The following is a 15,385-nucleotide window of genomic DNA, read 5'->3' as shown; positions in this document are numbered from 1 at the left end:
ACTGCGACGGCGTGGGGGAAGAATCGCGACTGGGATCGGACGAGCCCTTGCACGAGGCGAGCAGAATGACGCTCGCCAGGACACCGGCGCCGGCCAGTAGGCGCCTCATTCGTCTACGCATGTCCCACCTCCTGGGACACGGAGCGTAATCCCGCCTCTCCCGACGCCGGGGGTTCTCACACGCGCAACGAACCGAACCGTCCTCGAACGGCGGAGTGATCACGTCAAGATGCGGACATCGTGGCGAGCGAGCGTGCTCGGTCGCCACCCCGTTCCGCTCACCTGATGGCCGACCACGTCCGCCCGGTAGTCTCACCCTCATGGACCGACTGCCCGCGAGCGTGGACCACGACATCCTGGCGCACAGGAGCATCGCCGCGATCGCTACGATCCACGAGACATTGGGCTGCACGGTTCACCAGGCCGTCGACGCCTACGCGCAGCGGTACGAGGAACGCCGCCGCGACCGGCCGGGCGACTTCCGGCCGAGCCCGGAAGAGTACGACCGGTCGCAGTCCACCCGGCCGGTGGGAGACGATCACACGTCCTAGGCGAGGAACGGAACGGTCCGAAGGCCGAACGCCCGCGCTCAGGCGTTGGCGTGGCGACGCCAGGCCGTCCTGCGCGGAGCGGCATGGTGCACGGGCTCATCCGAGTGGTCAGCCTGGTGACGCCTCAGCCACAGGCAGGTCATGGCCAGCAGAGCTACGAAGACCACCAGGAGCAGTCCCGATACCCACATCTGCCGGCTTCCAGGGTCGTCCCATCCCGCCGATGTGGCCGAAACAGCCCACAAGATGGCACCCCCGGCGTAGAAGGTGCGCATCCGGCGCAGCTGCCGCAGGGCTCGTACGGATTCAGCGTGATCAGTTTCGGAAGCCATGCCGACGCAGGTACCCCGATCTGCGCCCTCTATCAGCTCTCGGCCATCCGCTCGACGGAGACGGCATCGGCGCGAACACCGCGCTGCGCGACGCCGAGCGGGTACGTGGCTCGATTCCGCCAGCGTTCCCCGTCCCAGACGATGAGTTCGACCTCGTCGACGTGGCACCGCAGCGGCAGCAGCGGCGCGAGTTCGGCCTGCAAGGTGTCGTAGGCGGCGTCCTGAGTCGCGGGGCCCTCGTGGTTCGCGATCGTCAGGTGGGGGTCGAGTCCGGGGCCGAAGATGCCCCGGTACGGAACGAGCTCGGGCCAGCGCTGAGTGAGGTCCGCGGTGAGCGCCTTGACCGGGTCGTGCGGGTGTGGATCGAGGTACAGCACACCGGGGTAGCGGCCGAATGCGGCGAAGGTCAGGGCGAAGGAGCGGTGCCTTGCGAAGATGCCGGACAGTTCATGGTGGACCAGGGCGTCTATGCGGTCCTCATGGACGAATGGGTAGAGCACCGTCACATGGGCGGGAAATCCGGCCCGGACCAGCGGATCAGCCTCTCGGATCTTGATGGTGAAGGCTGTGTCGCCGGGTATGTCCGGCCACCCGTCGGGCTCCTGCTCGCTCTCCGCCCTGCTCTCATCTGCGATCAACACGCTCCATGATCACAGGCGGGACGCCTCGTGATCAAGATCCCGGCTCGAGGTGCGGGACGGCCCGGCTGACCGTCTCCACCGGTTCATACCCCCAGGTTCGAGCCCGCCGCACGACTCAAGAGCCCCGGGTGTGGTGGTCCAGCAAGCGAGTGAGCAAGTGCACGAACTGGTCGCGTTCAGCCGGACTCAGGGGTGCGAGGAGGTTGTCGTGGAGGTCGTCCAGGACCTTGTCCAGGCGGCATAGGTGGCGGCGGCCTCGGGAGGAGATCGTGATGACGTTGCGGCGCCGGTCGTCGGGGTCCGGTGCCCGGTCGACCAGGTCGCGCTCGGCCAGTTCGTTGAGGACACCGACCATGTCGCTGCGGTAGATGCCGGAGCGCCGGCTCAGCTCCGCCTGGCTTGCCGGACCGAACTCCTGGAGTGAAGCGAGCACGGCGTAATGCCAGTTGCGGGCGTCGGCCTGGGCCAGCCCCTCGGTGATCAGCCGGTCCGACCGCATGGTCAGTTGCGACAGCAGTCGGCTCGCCCGCCGACGCAGCCGGTCGGGCGTCTTGCGGATGCCGTCGTCGGGCATGTCCGCTGCTTCGGCTCTGATCATGGCACCGACCCTACTCGTTGTGTTAGTGCGACTAACGACGTAGGTTCACTCGGACCCTTAACCGTTAGTATGACTAACGGTACTCGAGTGAACTTCAAGGAAGGCAGATCTTGCCCATCAAGACACTGGAGATTCCCACCGCGGGCGGCCGGGCCGACGCCTTCGCCGCCTTTCCCGACCAGGGCGGGCGGCACCCCGGGGTGCTGATGTACGCGGACGGCTTCGGCATCCGGCCCGTGCTGCGGGAGATGGCCCGCGAACTCGCCGGGCACGGGTACTACGTGCTGGTCCCCAATCTCTTCTACCGGCACGGTCCGGCACCGGTGATCGAACTTCCCGAGCACATCGGAGAAGAAGCCCGGACTGCGCTCTTCGCCCAGCTGATGCCCTTGATCCAGGCGCACACCGACGAGCGCGTCCTGAGTGACGCCGACGCCTAGCTCAGGTTCCTCACCAGCCGGCCCGAGGTCAACGCAGGGCCGGTCGGGGTGACCGGCTACTGCATCGGCGGCCTCCTGGCGATGCGCACCGCCGCGGCCCACCCCGGCCAGGTGGCTGCCCTCGCCTCATTCCACGGGCCCGTGGGTGCCGACGGTCCCGAGAGTCTGCGCGGCCTCCTGTCCAAGCTCACCGCCGAGGTCCACCTCGGTCACGCCGAAACCGACCTGGCGCCCGAGGCCCTCGGCGAGCTCAACCAAGCTCTGGATGCCGCAGGTATCGGCTACACCTCCGAGATCTACCCCGGCACCGCCCATGGCTTCACCATGTCCGACACCGATGCCTTCAACCCGTCCGCCCTGCAGCACCACTGGGACCGCCTGCTCCCCCTCCTCGGACGCACGCTGGCCAACAGCTGACAGTCCGAGCACGCCGGGACGAGTTGGCGGGGCGGTGTCCGGTCGGTGGGGTGATGCCGTCGATCAGGTTGGAGGGGAGGGCGACGAAGCGGGCCACCCGTTCGAAGGTCAGGTCGGCGATCCCCTCCTTCAGGAGCACCTCTCCGACCGCGCGGAAGACGTCCGCGCGGACCTCGTCGGCCGGGCGGCGCCCGCGCCCGCGGGCCGGGCGCTCGACGGCTGCGCTCTCGGCCTGCTTCGTCACGATGTCTCTCCCGTCGCCAAGCGTCTGGCTACGGTCACGGCTGTGCCGGACAGGGTTCGCTGAACCGGTAGGTGAGACCGGCGAATTGGGGCCGTAGAACCTTGGGGCATAGGTTGACGGCATGGTGGAGGGGGCGAACTCCGCGGCGCAGCAGACCATGCCGCAGGAGCAGCAGACGAGGGGGCGGCGTGCCGTCCGGCGGAACAAGGACAAGGGCGGGCCGGCTCGTTCGTCTTTGCTGATGGCGGTTGGCACGGTGGTGTCACGGGCGACCGGACTGATCCGTCAGGTGCTGCAGGCCGCGGCACTGGGAACGGGCCTGCTGGCCAGTACGTACAACACAGCGAACACCGTGCCCACGAGCCTGTACACGCTGCTGATCGGCGGCGCGCTCAATGCCGTGCTGGTGCCGCAGTTGGTGCGGGCCCGGACGACGCAGCCCGACGGCGGGCGGGCCTACGAGCAGCGGTTGGTCACCCTCGTGTTGTGCGTGCTGGGCGTGGGGACGGCGCTGGCGGTGTGGGCGGCGCCTCAGATCGTCGGCCTGTACATGCGGGACACTGCGGACAGCCATGCGGCGTTCGAGCTGACGGTGACGTTCGCCCGGTTCCTGTTGCCGCAGATCTTCTTCTACGGGCTGTTCAGCATCTACGGACAGGTGTTGAACGCCCGCGAGAAGTTCGGCGCGATGATGTGGACGCCGGTGCTGAACAACGTCGTGCTGATCGGCATGTTCGCCGCCTACCTGGGGCTGATGACGGTGCCGGACCGGGTGGAGGACATCACCGCCGGCCAGGTGCGGTTGCTGGGGATCGGAACGACGGCGGGTATCGCCGTGCAGGCGCTGGCGCTGATTCCGTTCGCGCGGGCGGCGGGATTCCGGTTCCGGCCGCGGTTCGACTGGCGTGGCACCGGGTTGGGCAAGAGCGTCCACGCGGCGAAGTGGACGCTGCTGTTCGTCCTGGCCAACCAGGTCGCTCTGACGGTGGTGACGAACTACGCCAACGCCGCCGACCAGGAACTGCCCCAGGCCGGCGCGGGCTACTCGGCCTACACCTATGCGCAGGCCATCTGGATGCTGCCGCAGTCGATCGTGACGGTGTCCCTGGTGACGGCGCTGCTGCCGCGCATGAGCCGGGCCGTCGCCGAGGGGCGCATCCCGGATCTGCGCGCGGATCTGTCTCGGGCGCTGCGTATCAGCGGGGTGGTCATCGTGCCCGCCGCCTTCCTCTTCCTCGCCCTGGGCCCGCAGATCTCCTCGCTGCTGTTCGCCCACGGAGCGTCCGACGCCGCCTCGGTCCGCCCGCTGGGGTACATGCTGCAGGCCTTCGCGCTCGGGCTCATCCCGTTCTCCGCCCAGTACCTGCTGCTGCGCGGCTTCTACGCCTTCGAGGACACGCGCACACCGTTCTTCATGGCGGCCTGGATCGCGGGCGTGAACATCGCCCTGGCCACGGCCTGTCATCTGCTGCTGTCCGCCCGCTGGGCGGTGGTGGGCATGGCCGGGGCCTACACCCTCTCCTACGTGGCCGGTCTCGCGCTGACCGCGGTCCTGCTGCGCAGGCGGCTCGGGGTTCGTATCGACGACGGCGGACTGCGCCGCACCTACGTGAAGCTGTTCTGCGCCGCCGGTCCGGCCGCAGGGCTGGGCTGGGCCGTGGCACGTGGGTGCGCCGGCCCGGGAGAGGGAACGTGGCCTACTGCCGTCGCATTGGCTGCCGGAGCAGTCGCGACAGCCGTGACGTACCTCCTTCTCGCTCGGTTGCTGAAGGTCGACGAGCTGCGTCGCCTGCCCTGGATGCGTTGAGTCCAGGCAAGCGACGCAATACGGCCGTCGGCGCAGGACGGGCAGTGTTGCGGCCGGTGGAGTGAGCCGTGTTACCGGGCGTACTACAGTTACCGGGCGTACTACCGGGGAGTCGCAACCCCCGTCCACGGCTCCCCGGTGCGTTCGGCCCACTCCCGGGCCGCCTCCGGGCGGCCGGTGAGCAGGAGGAGCAGGGCCGCGATCGGTCCGCGGATCTCCGGGCCGTCCCCGCGCGTGAACTCGGTGTCGGTGGCGACGAGTCGGGCCTTGGGCAGGGGCCAGGGGCGGGGCGGGATGCGCATGGTCCATACCCGGTCGGCGGCGTCACGGGCGGCGGTCAGGGGCATCTGGTGCGTCCGGCCGAGCGCCAGGGCGATGTCCTGGGTGTGGACGAGGAGGTCGAGGAGCGGCTCGCGGGGTGAGGTGGTGGGTGCCAGGCGGCGGGAGCCGACGATGGAGCGGAGATTGGCCACGATCTCGGCGACGGGCAGCGCCGCTTCGCGCACCGCCGAGTCGTGGATCATCCGGTTCCAGTTGCCCCGGGCCCGGACCATCTCCCGTACGACCTGCCCGTGGGAGTAGCGCGCCGCGATGGTCAGATGCTCGGCCACGTCCCGCACCCGCCAGTCCCCGCACCGCGTGCGCGTCTCCCACTCCTCAAGGCTCAAGCCGTCCAGCAGGTCGGCCAAGCTCGTCCGCTCCTGGTCGACGATCTGCCAGAGCTCGTCGGTGTCCAGCACTGCACCCACGACATCACCCACCCAAATGGTAAGCTTCTCTGACCAAAGTAGTCAGGGAGGCTGACTACTGTCAAGGGGAGCGGGGTGTGCACCGACCCATGGGTGCGGGAAGCGAGCCGGCAAGGGTGACGGAAAGCGACCTCAACACGGGCGTGCTCCTGTTCCTGCCTTACCGGGCCCTGGAGAACCGCATCTTCGCCGCGCTCGCCGAGGCCGGCTTCGACGACTTCACGCCCGCCCAGGCCCGGGTCATGCAACGCATCGGCCCCGAGGGCACGCGCCTCACCGAGCTCGCCGAACAGGCCCAGATCACCAAACAGACCGCGGGCTTCCTCGTCGACCAGTTGGAGAAGGCGGGCTACGTCACCCGCGTACCCGACCCCACCGACAAGCGGGCCCGCCTGGTCCGCGGCGCGGAGAAGGCCTGGGCGGCCAAGGAGGTCGCCGACGCGGTGGTCGCCGAGGTGGAGAGGGAGTGGGAGGCGCATCTCGGCAAACGGCGGATGAAGCAACTGCGGGAAGCACTCACCCTGCTCAGGCAGATCACCGACCCCTGGGCCTAGGACTCAGGGGTTCCGCAACCAGAGCCGGTGCGGTCCGGCATTCGGCTCGTCCCTCACCCCGGGCGCAGGTGCTCGATCGTGACGTGGTGCCGCTCGGCCAATCGCTGAGCGATCAGCGAGCGGTGGCAGGCCTCCGGGTCGCGCTCGACGCAGAACAGCGCTGCGGTTCCGCTGCTCGGCAGCGCCGCCACGACCGGTGTGAGGTCGGCGCGGTCGAGGATCTCGGTGGTGTAGCGGCGGGTGTACTCGGCGGCGAGCTCGCGGCGCGTGCGCTTGCCGACGCCTCGGCGGTCGTCCTCGGCGTACTGGAGCCGGCGCAGTTCGGTGGTCGGGGCGAGCTCGGGGTGGTGCTCGTAGGCGATCCCGGCGTGGGCGAGGGCCGCCCGCAGCCGGAGTGAGTTCGCCCAGGCGTACTCGGGTCCGCGGACGCCTCGGCGCTGACGTACGTCGAGCAGAACGCGGACGTCTGCGTGCCGCAGGCGTCGCAGGAAGGAGTCACCGTCGAAGCCGTAGACACCGATCGTCACCATTCTGAGCATCGGCCATCACCCTTCTGCCTGCTGCCCGTGCCGGTTGATCCGGCACGGGCAGCAGAGGCGGCCAGGTCGCATCACGCGACGGCGGTCCCCTCGAGTTCGACCATCTGGCCGGGAATGGCCAACCGTGTCACCCCGAGCATCGTGGTGGGCGGTGCCACCCCGGCCGCGCCCAACCGGGACGCCAGCACGCCGTAGTGCGGGAACAGCTGATCGACGTCGGTGGTGTAGACGTTGAGCCGGACGAGGTTCGCGAGGGACATGCCGGCCTCGCCGAGCACGGCCTCCAGATTGTCGAGGCTGAGCGCCAACTGTGCGGCCATGTCACCGTCATGCTCGGGTTTGCCGTCGGCGTTCATCGCGGTCTGTCCGGAGCAGTACAGGGTCCGGGTGTGCCCGGAGACGATCTCACCCTGGTTGAACCCCATCCCCACCGACCACGTCACCGGGTTGACGGCCGTTCGTTCCACTGTCACATCAGCTCCATTCCCGTCATGGGAGTACGTGCGCACGTCCTTCGGCGCGGTAGCCGCCATCGTCGACGTCCGTGCTCACGAGCCTTCCGAACAATCACGACACCCTTGGTCATGTATTGGATAGGGTTTTCGTATGCGCGCTGATCGGCTGGTCTCGCTGGTGCTGCTGCTCCGTCAGCGCGGTCGGCTGACCGCGGACACGCTCGCCCGCGAGTTGGAGGTGTCCACCCGTACCGTGTTGCGCGACATCGAGGCGCTGTCCGCAGCCGGTGTCCCGGTCTACGCCGAACGCGGCCGGCACGGCGGGTTCGCGCTCCTGCCCGGTTTCCGGACCGAGCTCTCGGGACTGAACCACGACGAGGCCCTTGCCTTGCTGGCCGCCGGATCGGGGCGCGGCGAGCGGGTGTTCGGCCTCGGCTCGGCGCTCGCTTCCGCCATGCGCAAGGTGGTCGACGCACTGCCCGAAAGCCATCAGGCCACCGCGAGCGACGCGGCGCAGCGGTTCCTCGTCGAACCGGAGACCGACCTGCTCTCACGCCGGCCGGCCACGGAGGAGGTGCCCGCTACGACGATGATCGAGATCCGGCGCGCGGTGCTCGCCGGACACAGACTGCGCATCCACTACGCGGCCACGGACCAGGCACCACAATGGCGCACGGTGGACCCGATCGGCCTGGTCACCGTACGCGACCGGAGCTACTTGCTGGCCACGAGATCCGGAGCGGACCGCACCTACCGGCTGTCGCGGGTGCGGGCCGCCGAGGAACTCCCCGAACCGGCACAGCGACCGGACCGGGTTGATCTGGACCGGGCCTGGCGGGAACGCTGCGCGCGGTTTCTGTCCAGCGACCACATCGCCGTGCTGGTACGGGTGAACCCGAAGCGGCGGGAGGACCTGCTGAGCACCGCGGTGGCCGTCCGCGCCGCGGAACCCGACACCGACGGCTGGCTGCGGCTGGAGGTCACCTTCCAGGACCTACGACACGCCGAGTGGGCGCTGTGGCAGCTCAGCACGGACGCGGAAGCCCTGGCCCCGGGGGCGTTGCGCACGTCCCTGCACAACCGTGCCGCCGAGCTTGCCACCCGCTATGGAAATTCATCCTGATGTGACTGAGCGCCACAGTGGGCCGACCTGAGCACGCTTGTTGGCCAGCCCGCGCCCTGGGCGGTCGGGACGAGCACCGCGCGGACCGCGGGCCATGCGCCGGCGTGCTTGCCTTGGGCTTCCCGCGGTCGTTGCCGCCGCCACCGGGCAGAGCGCGGACGGCGCCCACTACGCGATCGTCCTTCCCAAGCGGTGGAACGGCGCCCTGGTCATACACCGCACACGGCGGGCCGGACCCCTGGGCGAGGAGCCCGCGCCCAGACGGTCTGAACTGGCCGGCCCTCTCCGCTCACCAGGACAAGGAGTGGAGCCGACTGCCCTCGGTGGGCATCGCGCCCTGAGCTGTCGAGCGGGCCCCCGGGGGTTCCTGACAGGCCGACGTTCAGCCGGGCGTTCGGCAGCTGACGCGGTACACCCTCCGCATCCCGGCATGCCGTTCCAGGCAGTCGGCGTCCGCGCTGGTCAGAACCCGTTCCAGCGTTCCGGCGTCCCGGAATGACCGCCCGTTGTGGCGGGTGGGACGCGTCACGGAACAGGCTGAGGTCGTCCAAGCAGTCCGCTGGACAACCCACTTCGCACGATGGAGATCTCGATGCGTTCGCGCTTTGCCGCCCCCTCCGCCCGACTCGCCCTGGCCGCAACCGCGGCTGTGGCCCTCACTGCCACCGCGACCGCGACCGCCACCGCGACGGCCACGGCCGACAGCCGAAGCACCACCGTGCGGGCCTGCGCCACCAAGGACCTGAGCTTCAAGATCAGCTTGAAGACACAGGCGGGCGGCTACTTCCTCGTCACGGCCAAGGCCAAGTCCGGCGTCACCTGTTACCTGGAGGGCGTCTTCCCCTCCGCCTCCTTCGGCTCCTCAGCCGACACCGAGGTGGCGCCGGCCGAGCATGCTGTCAGCGACAGGGTCACGCTGTCCGGCTCCACCGCTGCCTACGCCGGCATCAACCCCAAGACCACGAACGACGACCACGGCAGGGAGTTCGACTTCCTCCACCTCTCCGTCGCAGGCGACGAGACGAACGCCGTCACCCTCGCCCTCCCCGAGACCACGACGGTCGACCGGCCCGAGGCCACGAATTGGCACGCCGACCCGGCCGACGCCGTCCCCTTCTCGAACTGACGCCCCGCGCCGGGCGTTCGCACCGCGCCCGATGACAGCAACGTCACCCATCGGCGGGGCGGCACCATGCCCCCCCGCCCCGGTGACGAGCCCGTACCAGCCGCCCCCGGCCGAGGGACATCCCGTCGGCCGGGGCGCCGCCGGTCTCCGGCCGGGGAGGCCGTTTGCCGTAACCGCAAGAATCCGTGCCGAGCCGCGGGGGCCTGGCAAGACTGGGCGCATTCCGCCACAAGGAGGCCTGATGAGCACCACCGATGCGGTCGCGTTCTGGGACGGCGTGTACGCGGCCCGCCCGGCAGTCGACGGCCCACAACCCAACGCTCGCCTCACCGAGACGGTGACCGGCCTCGGCCTTCCGCCCGGTGGCGCGCTGGACCTCGGATGCGGCGGGGGCGGCGACGCGTTGTGGCTCACCGGCCAGGGGTGGCAGGTCACCGCGGTCGACATCTCGGCCGTGGCGGTCGAGCGGCTCACCGGCCTCGCGCGCTCACACAGCCTGGGCGAGCGCGTCACCGCGGTGCGGCACGACCTGCAAGCGTCTTTCCCGCCCGGTGAATTCGACCTCGTCTGCGCCCACTATCTGCACACCCCCTTCGGTCTGGACCGGTCGACCGTGCTGCGCTCAGCCGCGCATGCGCTGCGCCCGGGCGGACGCTTGCTGGTGGTGGACCACGGATCGGCCGCACCGTGGTCGTGGAACCAGGATTTCGACACCCGGTACCCGAGCCCGCGGGAGGTCGCCGCCGGAATCGACCTGGACCCGAGGACATGGACGGTCGAGCGGGCCGACGCGCCCCGCAGGATCACGACCGGCCCGGACGGGCGCACGGCCGAGGTCACCGATCACGTACTCCTGATCCGCCGCACCGCCTGACGCCACCGAGGTCCAAGCACGAGCGCGCGTGCATCCGTCGCGTCAAGGAGCGACTTCGGCCCGGCGCAGGCCGCTGAACACCGCGGGGGTCGTCCATCCGCGCAGCGTGGCGTGCATCGTCGACCGGAATGCGCCTTCGGCGGTGGCGGCGTCGAGGGCCCCGGACAGTTCGAGCGTCACGACTCCGTGCATGGCTGCCCAGATCGACAGGGCGATCGACGTCGCCTCGCCGGCGAGGACCGACTCCGTCAGGGCGCGATCGATGGCCGCGAGGAGCGGGCGGATCGGGTCGCTCGCGCCGACCTCCCCCGACGTGTCGAAGGACTGCACACCACCGAACAGCACCGTGTACAGGTGGCTGTGGCCGCGCCCCAGCGACGGTAGGCGACGGCCAGCGTGTAGAGGTCGGCCAGCGGGTCCGCGGAGGTCGGCACCGCCGACACGTCCTGGAACAGGCCGGCGACGGCTCGGTCGCGCACGGCGCCGATCAACCCGTCCTTGCCACCGAGCAGCGAGTACACCGCCGTTGTCGACGTGTCGGCAGCGGCGGCCACTCATCACCGCGTTCCTTCAGGGCAGGCCGGCACCCTTGCCGAACCATCCGACCCGCGACGAGATCCCCGCGTTCCCGCGCGACCTCAAGTGACCGGGCTGCTGCCCGTCACCGGCAACGCGCGCGCCCGCCAGAGGCCATTCGGCGGTCCGGTGATCACAGGGGCTCGTCGCCGGCGGCGAGGAGGGTGCGGCCGGCCGCGAAGAGTCGTGCGCAGCGTCGGGTCATGGCTTCGGGTGACTGGTCGGGGTGGTTGACCCACCAGCGGACCAGTGCGGTGCACAGGCCGCGCCAGGCGTAGGTGAGGGCGTCGGCGTCCAGTGGGTCGCTGGATCCGGCCGTCCGCAGGAGGTCGGCGGTGCCGGTGGCAGCGAGGTCGTCGATGGCGCGGCGGTAGTACGCCGCGCGGTGGGCGGCGTCGCTGTCGGGCGGCAGCGTGGCGTCGTAGAGGACGAACCACGCCTCGCGCTGCCCGTCCAGAGTGGTGAACAGGGCGTGCAGCACGCGCAGGGCGGTGGGTTGCGCCGGGGAGGCGGGTTCGGTCATGGCGGTGTCGATGGCGTGCAGGAGCCGGTCGCCCACGGGGTTGAGGCACGCGAGGTAGAGGTCCTGTTTGCTGCCGAAGTAGTGGTGCAGCAGGGGCTTGGTGACGCCGACTCGGGTCGCGATGGAGGCCATGGTGGTGGCTTCGTAGCCGCGGCGGCCGAACTCCTCGGTGGCCTCGGCCAGGACCTGTCGTACGCGGGCGGCGCGGGGGACGCCCTTGGTGCCGGCCTTCGAGGGGGGCGTTGTCATGGGATCGATATTACCCTACGGTAATTTTCCGTAGGGTAAATTCACGGGCCTCGCTGGGAGCACACGCATGCCTGCCTCACCCTCCGGTCACGGCACCTCCCGCACCCGCTCCTGGTGGGGCTGGGGCTACGCCGACGCCCACCCCGACGATGCCGAATGCGTCGCGATGGGTGCCCTGCTGCCTGGCACCCTGGCCCGCCCGTTGCCGACGCCCCGGGTCGCCGACCTGGCGATCGCCCGGCCCGGCGTGACACCCCCGCCCGCGCTGGCGCACCTCGTCACCGCCGATCCGGACGTGCGCGCCGCCCACGCCATGGGCAAGGCCTACCGCGACATCATCCGGGCCCTGCGCGGCCGGCCGGGACGGATCCCCGACCTGGTCGCCCGTCCGGCCGACGACGGGGAGGTGGCCGACCTGCTGGACTGGGCCGGCGGGCAGGGCGTGGCCGTCATCCCGTTCGGCGGCGGCTCCTCGGTGGTCGGTGGCGTGGAGTACCGCGGTGACACCCACCGTGCCGTCCTGTCGCTCGACTTGACGTCGATGGACCGGGTTCTGGAGGTCGACACCGTCAGTCGCTCGGCCCGCATCCAGGCCGGGGCGCTCGGTCCCGTGCTGGAAGAGCAGCTGCGGCCCCACGGCCTCACCCTGCGCCACTTCCCTCAGAGTTTCGAGTTCTCCACCCTCGGCGGCTGGCTGGCCACCCGGGCCGGGGGCCACTACGCCACCGGCCACACCCACATCGACGACTTCGTACAGTCCCTGCGCGTGGTCACGCCCGCCGGCTCGGGCACGTCCTGGCGGCTGCCCGCCTCCGGGGCCGGGCCGTCACCCGACCGTCTCTTCCTCGGCTCCGAGGGTGCGCTCGGCGTCATCACCGAGGCGTGGATGCGCCTGCAGGAACGCCCCCGCCACAAGGCCTCGGCGTCGGTGGCCTTCAGCGACTTCCAACAGGCGCTGGAGGCAGTGCGCACCCTCGCCCAGTCCGACCTCTCCCCCGCCAACTGCCGCCTGTTCGATCCCGGCGAGGCGCTGCTGTCCGGCGCCTCGCGCGACGGCTCCTCCGTCCTGGTGCTGGGCTTCGAGTCCGCCACTCGTCGTGTCGACGACCGCCTCGTGAGCGCCCTGGAGGTGGCGCGGGCTCATGGTGGCCGGGGTGGGGCGCCGACGGCGAACGGCGGCGACGCCTCGGCGGATCGCGCCGTCCCGGCCGACGCGGCGGTGCGCGCCTGGCGCTCGGCGTTCTTGCGCATGCCCTATCTGCGCGACGGCCTGGCCCGCATGGGTGCCGTCGTCGAGACCTTCGAGACCGCCGCCACCTGGGACAGGATTCCCGCCCTCATCGACGCCGTCCGCACCGAGGTCGGCTCCGCCGCCGCGAAGGCCACCGGACACCCGGCCACCGTCAACTGCCGCCTGACGCACGTCTATCCCGACGGCGCCGCCCCCTACTTCACCGTGGCCGTCGCCGGCCGCCCCGGCGACGAAGTCGCCGTCTGGGACGACATCAAGGCGGCCGCGAGCGACGTCCTGCACCGCTACCGCGCCAGCATCACCCACCACCACGCCGTCGGCCGAGACCACCGCCCCGGCTACGACTCCCAGCGCCCGGAGCCCTTTGCGCTGGCGCTGCGCGCCGCCAAGGAGGCCCTGGACCCCCATCGCATCCTCAACCCTGGCGTCCTGATCGACTGATCGAACGAGGGGCAGGTGACCCGACTTGGCGTTGTCGCAGCCGCCTCATTGAGGGCTGGACATGCAGGCCAGGATGTGAGGGGCTGCCTCCCGCAAACTGCCGAAGTGGCGATGCACGCCCTCCACCGCGGCGGCTGCGTTCACGCCCCACACCGTCATCCCGGCGCGCAGCCCGGACCGTACTCCGGAGGGCGCGTCCTCGATGACGAGGCAGTCCCCCGGCTCGGCGCCCAGCCGTGCGGCGGCCTGCAGATAGGGCATGGGAGAGGGTTTGCCCTCTTCGACGGCGGCCGCGTCGACGATCACGTCCGGCACGGGCAGGTCCGTCCGCAGGAAACGGCCGCGCACCCGGTGCTCGTAGTTCGACGTCACCAGGGCCCAGGCCCCCGACGGCAGGCTGTGCAGCAGCTCCGAGGCGCCGTCGAAAGCCGCATAGACGCCGGATCGCACGTCCTCGTCCTCCAACTCGTGGAGCACGGCCAGGCACTCGCGCGGATCACGGTCCGCGGCGACCTGAGCGAACGTCTCCATCGGCCGTGTCCGCAGCGCCACCCGGTAGACCTCGTCCGCATCCAGCCCGTACCGCTCCGCCCAGGTTCCCCAGACCCGGCGCTGGTTGCTCACGGCGTCGATCAACGTGCCGTCGACATCGAACAGGACGTACTTCATGCGCCGGCCGCATACGCCAGCGGAGGTGCGATGGCCTGGGCATCCGCTCCCTCGCCCACCCACAGGGCGATGAACAGTGCGGCGGTCGCCTCCAGGAGTCCTGCCCGTGCGAGACCGCCGCCGGCCACGGGCTCACAGCCCACATCCCGCACCAACTCGTGTACACACGCCAGGGCCACCTGGTCGTCCCCGCAGACCGGAACGGCCAGTGCCCGCCCGTCGAAGACCGGTGGCCGCATGCGCCACACGTCCTCGTGGCACAGATTGAACGCCTTGACCACGTGGGCTCCCGGTGCCGCCGCGGCCAGCTGCTGCGCGGCCGAGGGGCCTCCGTCCGTCAGAAGCCGGAAGCCAGGCCCGAGCGGATTGGAGCAGTCGAGCAGCACCTTGCCTTCCAGGGCCGCTCGCAGCTCTCGTACCACGCCCGCCCCTGCCTCAAAGGGCAGCGCGGCCAGTACCACTTGCCCGAATTCGGCCGCCGCAGACAGACTGGCGGGCATCGCGCCGCTGCCGATGCGCCTCGCGAGCCGCTCCGCCTTGTGCGTGTCCCGTCCGCCGATGGTCACCTCGTGCCCGGCTCGCGCCCAGTGAGTGGCGAGTGCGTCCGCCATGTTGCCCGTTCCCAGTACGCCGATTCTCATCGTGCGTTCTCCCTCCATGCCTGCTTCGACCGTTCGCGACGAGGTTAGGTGGCCCGTCGGGCACCATGTGGTACGTGACCACCGGCGCCCTTCTCGCCGACTGCCGCGCCCGCCTCGCCTTCGACCTGCTCTCCAACACCTGGAACGCCGTGGTGCTTTGGGCGCTGCGTGACGGTCCCAGGCGCCCGGCCGAACTGCGCGAGCGCATCGGCGGAATCAGTTCCAAGGTCCTCACCGAGACCCTGCGGCGCCTGCAGTTCAACGGACTGGTGGCACGGCACGCCCATCCCGGAGCGCCGCTACGGGTCGAGTACCAACTCAACCGCTCTGGGCCGGACCCTGTTGGCACCTATCGACGCCGTCGGAGCATGGGCCTTCGAGCATGGCGATGAGGTCATGGCTGCCCAGGAAGCCGCATGCGCCTCCACTCCGCGGTGCCCTCCTCATACCCGCTAGTTGTATTGACCTGAAGCGTTGTTCACACGGCTGATCGGTGGGTGGCCGCCGAGTGCGGTGTGGCAGCGGTGGTGGTTGTAGGTGTGGAGGAAGTCTGCCAGGGCCTCGGTGCGTTCGGTGTTGCTGGT

The 15,385-nt window shown here is 70.3% G+C and carries 15 protein-coding genes and 4 pseudogenes; 9 read left to right on the top strand and 10 right to left on the bottom strand.

What is annotated here, in order from left to right:
• Positions 1–320 precede the first annotated feature (320 nt).
• Entirely contained in the window at positions 321–551 is a 231-nt protein-coding gene (locus G3I77_RS27310) for a hypothetical protein (RefSeq protein WP_248507975.1), read from the top strand.
• A 364-nt stretch (positions 552–915) separates the two neighbouring features.
• Here the strand turns inward: G3I77_RS27310 and G3I77_RS27300 are convergent, their stop codons facing one another.
• Positions 916–1,524 (bottom strand): 2'-5' RNA ligase family protein, encoded by a 609-nt coding sequence (locus tag G3I77_RS27300; RefSeq protein WP_248507973.1) that lies wholly within the window; start codon positions 1,522–1,524, stop codon positions 916–918.
• A 115-nt stretch (positions 1,525–1,639) separates the two neighbouring features.
• Positions 1,640–2,122 carry a MarR family winged helix-turn-helix transcriptional regulator gene (locus G3I77_RS27295; protein ID WP_248507972.1) on the bottom strand — a complete coding sequence of 161 codons (483 nt, stop codon included), beginning with the start codon at positions 2,120–2,122 and terminating at the stop codon, positions 1,640–1,642.
• Between the two features lie 110 nt (positions 2,123–2,232).
• Between G3I77_RS27295 and G3I77_RS27290 the strand changes: the two are divergent.
• Both G3I77_RS27290 and murJ read left to right on the top strand, forming a co-directional pair.
• Positions 2,233–2,979, top strand: a pseudogene (locus G3I77_RS27290) (dienelactone hydrolase family protein).
• A gap of 365 nt (positions 2,980–3,344) precedes the next feature.
• Complete coding sequence (gene murJ / locus G3I77_RS27285) at positions 3,345–5,030, top strand: murein biosynthesis integral membrane protein MurJ (protein ID WP_282574024.1); 1,686 nt, start codon at positions 3,345–3,347, stop codon at positions 5,028–5,030.
• A gap of 101 nt (positions 5,031–5,131) precedes the next feature.
• On the opposite strand, the gene G3I77_RS27280 is transcribed toward murJ, so the two are convergent.
• The gene (locus G3I77_RS27280) at positions 5,132–5,770 is read right to left on the bottom strand and encodes a maleylpyruvate isomerase family mycothiol-dependent enzyme (protein ID WP_248508125.1); all 639 of its coding nucleotides are present in this window, start codon (positions 5,768–5,770) and stop codon (positions 5,132–5,134) included.
• Positions 5,771–5,868: 98 nt separating this feature from the next.
• Here G3I77_RS27280 and G3I77_RS27275 point away from each other — a divergent pair, with 98 nt between their 5' ends.
• Positions 5,869–6,333: a MarR family winged helix-turn-helix transcriptional regulator gene (locus G3I77_RS27275; protein ID WP_374386925.1), complete on the top strand. Its 465-nt coding sequence runs from the start codon at positions 5,869–5,871 to the stop codon at positions 6,331–6,333.
• A gap of 53 nt (positions 6,334–6,386) precedes the next feature.
• Here G3I77_RS27275 and G3I77_RS27270 read toward each other — a convergent pair whose 3' ends face one another.
• Both G3I77_RS27270 and G3I77_RS27265 read right to left on the bottom strand, forming a co-directional pair.
• Positions 6,387–6,872: a DUF488 domain-containing protein gene (locus G3I77_RS27270; RefSeq protein ID WP_248507970.1), complete on the bottom strand. Its 486-nt coding sequence runs from the start codon at positions 6,870–6,872 to the stop codon at positions 6,387–6,389.
• A 71-nt stretch (positions 6,873–6,943) separates the two neighbouring features.
• A complete protein-coding gene (locus G3I77_RS27265) occupies positions 6,944–7,339 on the bottom strand; it encodes a RidA family protein (protein ID WP_248508124.1) in 396 nt (131 codons plus the stop codon).
• A gap of 139 nt (positions 7,340–7,478) precedes the next feature.
• On the opposite strand from G3I77_RS27265, the gene G3I77_RS27260 reads away from it, so the two are divergent.
• From G3I77_RS27260 to G3I77_RS27250, 3 genes are all read left to right on the top strand, one after another.
• Entirely contained in the window at positions 7,479–8,450 is a 972-nt protein-coding gene (locus tag G3I77_RS27260; RefSeq protein ID WP_248507969.1) for a YafY family protein, read from the top strand.
• Positions 8,451–9,042: 592 nt separating this feature from the next.
• Positions 9,043–9,576, top strand: a complete 534-nt coding sequence (locus G3I77_RS27255; RefSeq protein ID WP_248507968.1) for a DUF4232 domain-containing protein — start codon at positions 9,043–9,045, stop codon at positions 9,574–9,576.
• Positions 9,577–9,817: 241 nt separating this feature from the next.
• On the top strand, positions 9,818–10,450 hold the full coding sequence (locus tag G3I77_RS27250) for a bifunctional 2-polyprenyl-6-hydroxyphenol methylase/3-demethylubiquinol 3-O-methyltransferase UbiG (protein ID WP_248507967.1): 633 nt from the start codon (positions 9,818–9,820) through the stop codon (positions 10,448–10,450).
• Between the two features lie 42 nt (positions 10,451–10,492).
• Here G3I77_RS27250 and G3I77_RS27245 read toward each other — a convergent pair.
• Together G3I77_RS27245 and G3I77_RS27240 are read right to left on the bottom strand one after the other, a co-directional pair.
• Positions 10,493–11,004 (bottom strand): annotated as a pseudogene (locus tag G3I77_RS27245) (TetR-like C-terminal domain-containing protein).
• A 155-nt stretch (positions 11,005–11,159) separates the two neighbouring features.
• On the bottom strand, positions 11,160–11,798 hold the full coding sequence (locus G3I77_RS27240; RefSeq protein ID WP_248507966.1) for a TetR/AcrR family transcriptional regulator: 639 nt from the start codon (positions 11,796–11,798) through the stop codon (positions 11,160–11,162).
• A gap of 67 nt (positions 11,799–11,865) precedes the next feature.
• Between G3I77_RS27240 and G3I77_RS27235 the strand changes: the two genes are divergently transcribed.
• The gene (locus G3I77_RS27235) at positions 11,866–13,491 is read left to right on the top strand and encodes an FAD-binding oxidoreductase (protein ID WP_248507965.1); all 1,626 of its coding nucleotides are present in this window, start codon (positions 11,866–11,868) and stop codon (positions 13,489–13,491) included.
• Between the two features lie 45 nt (positions 13,492–13,536).
• Here G3I77_RS27235 and G3I77_RS27230 read toward each other — a convergent pair whose 3' ends face one another.
• Positions 13,537–14,160: an HAD family phosphatase gene (locus G3I77_RS27230; RefSeq protein WP_248507964.1), complete on the bottom strand. Its 624-nt coding sequence runs from the start codon at positions 14,158–14,160 to the stop codon at positions 13,537–13,539.
• Positions 14,157–14,801, bottom strand: a complete 645-nt coding sequence (locus G3I77_RS27225; RefSeq protein WP_248507963.1) for an NADPH-dependent F420 reductase — start codon at positions 14,799–14,801, stop codon at positions 14,157–14,159. The genes G3I77_RS27230 and G3I77_RS27225 overlap by 4 nt, the downstream gene beginning before the upstream one ends.
• Before the next feature lie 74 nt (positions 14,802–14,875).
• On the opposite strand from G3I77_RS27225, the pseudogene G3I77_RS27220 reads away from it, so the two are divergent.
• A pseudogene (locus tag G3I77_RS27220) lies at positions 14,876–15,257 on the top strand (winged helix-turn-helix transcriptional regulator).
• On the opposite strand, the pseudogene G3I77_RS27215 reads toward G3I77_RS27220, so the two are convergent.
• Positions 15,254–15,385 (bottom strand): annotated as a pseudogene (locus tag G3I77_RS27215) (IS481 family transposase); the annotation flags it as partial. The pseudogenes G3I77_RS27220 and G3I77_RS27215 overlap by 4 nt on opposite strands.

Source organism: Streptomyces sp. D2-8, from assembly GCF_023184515.1.
GTDB lineage: Bacteria > Actinomycetota > Actinomycetes > Streptomycetales > Streptomycetaceae > Streptomyces.
Note: the sequence above shows the minus strand (reverse complement) of the source record. Positions and strands in the feature narration are given on the sequence as shown.

Bases quoted from the DNA above. Each gene is read 5' to 3' on its own strand.
- G3I77_RS27275 (WP_374386925.1), top strand. From the start codon at position 5,869: ATGGGTGCGGGAAGCGAGCCGGCAAGGGTGACGGAAAGCGACCTCAAC.
- G3I77_RS27270 (WP_248507970.1), bottom strand. From the start codon at position 6,872: ATGCTCAGAATGGTGACGATCGGTGTCTACGGCTTCGACGGTGACTCC.
- G3I77_RS27235 (WP_248507965.1), top strand. From the start codon at position 11,866: ATGCCTGCCTCACCCTCCGGTCACGGCACCTCCCGCACCCGCTCCTGG.
- G3I77_RS27260 (WP_248507969.1), top strand. From the start codon at position 7,479: ATGCGCGCTGATCGGCTGGTCTCGCTGGTGCTGCTGCTCCGTCAGCGC.
- G3I77_RS27295 (WP_248507972.1), bottom strand. From the start codon at position 2,122: ATGATCAGAGCCGAAGCAGCGGACATGCCCGACGACGGCATCCGCAAG.
- G3I77_RS27225 (WP_248507963.1), bottom strand. From the start codon at position 14,801: ATGAGAATCGGCGTACTGGGAACGGGCAACATGGCGGACGCACTCGCC.
- G3I77_RS27310 (WP_248507975.1), top strand. From the start codon at position 321: ATGGACCGACTGCCCGCGAGCGTGGACCACGACATCCTGGCGCACAGG.
- G3I77_RS27255 (WP_248507968.1), top strand. From the start codon at position 9,043: ATGCGTTCGCGCTTTGCCGCCCCCTCCGCCCGACTCGCCCTGGCCGCA.
- murJ (WP_282574024.1), top strand. From the start codon at position 3,345: ATGGTGGAGGGGGCGAACTCCGCGGCGCAGCAGACCATGCCGCAGGAG.
- G3I77_RS27250 (WP_248507967.1), top strand. From the start codon at position 9,818: ATGAGCACCACCGATGCGGTCGCGTTCTGGGACGGCGTGTACGCGGCC.
- G3I77_RS27230 (WP_248507964.1), bottom strand. From the start codon at position 14,160: ATGAAGTACGTCCTGTTCGATGTCGACGGCACGTTGATCGACGCCGTG.
- G3I77_RS27240 (WP_248507966.1), bottom strand. From the start codon at position 11,798: ATGACAACGCCCCCCTCGAAGGCCGGCACCAAGGGCGTCCCCCGCGCC.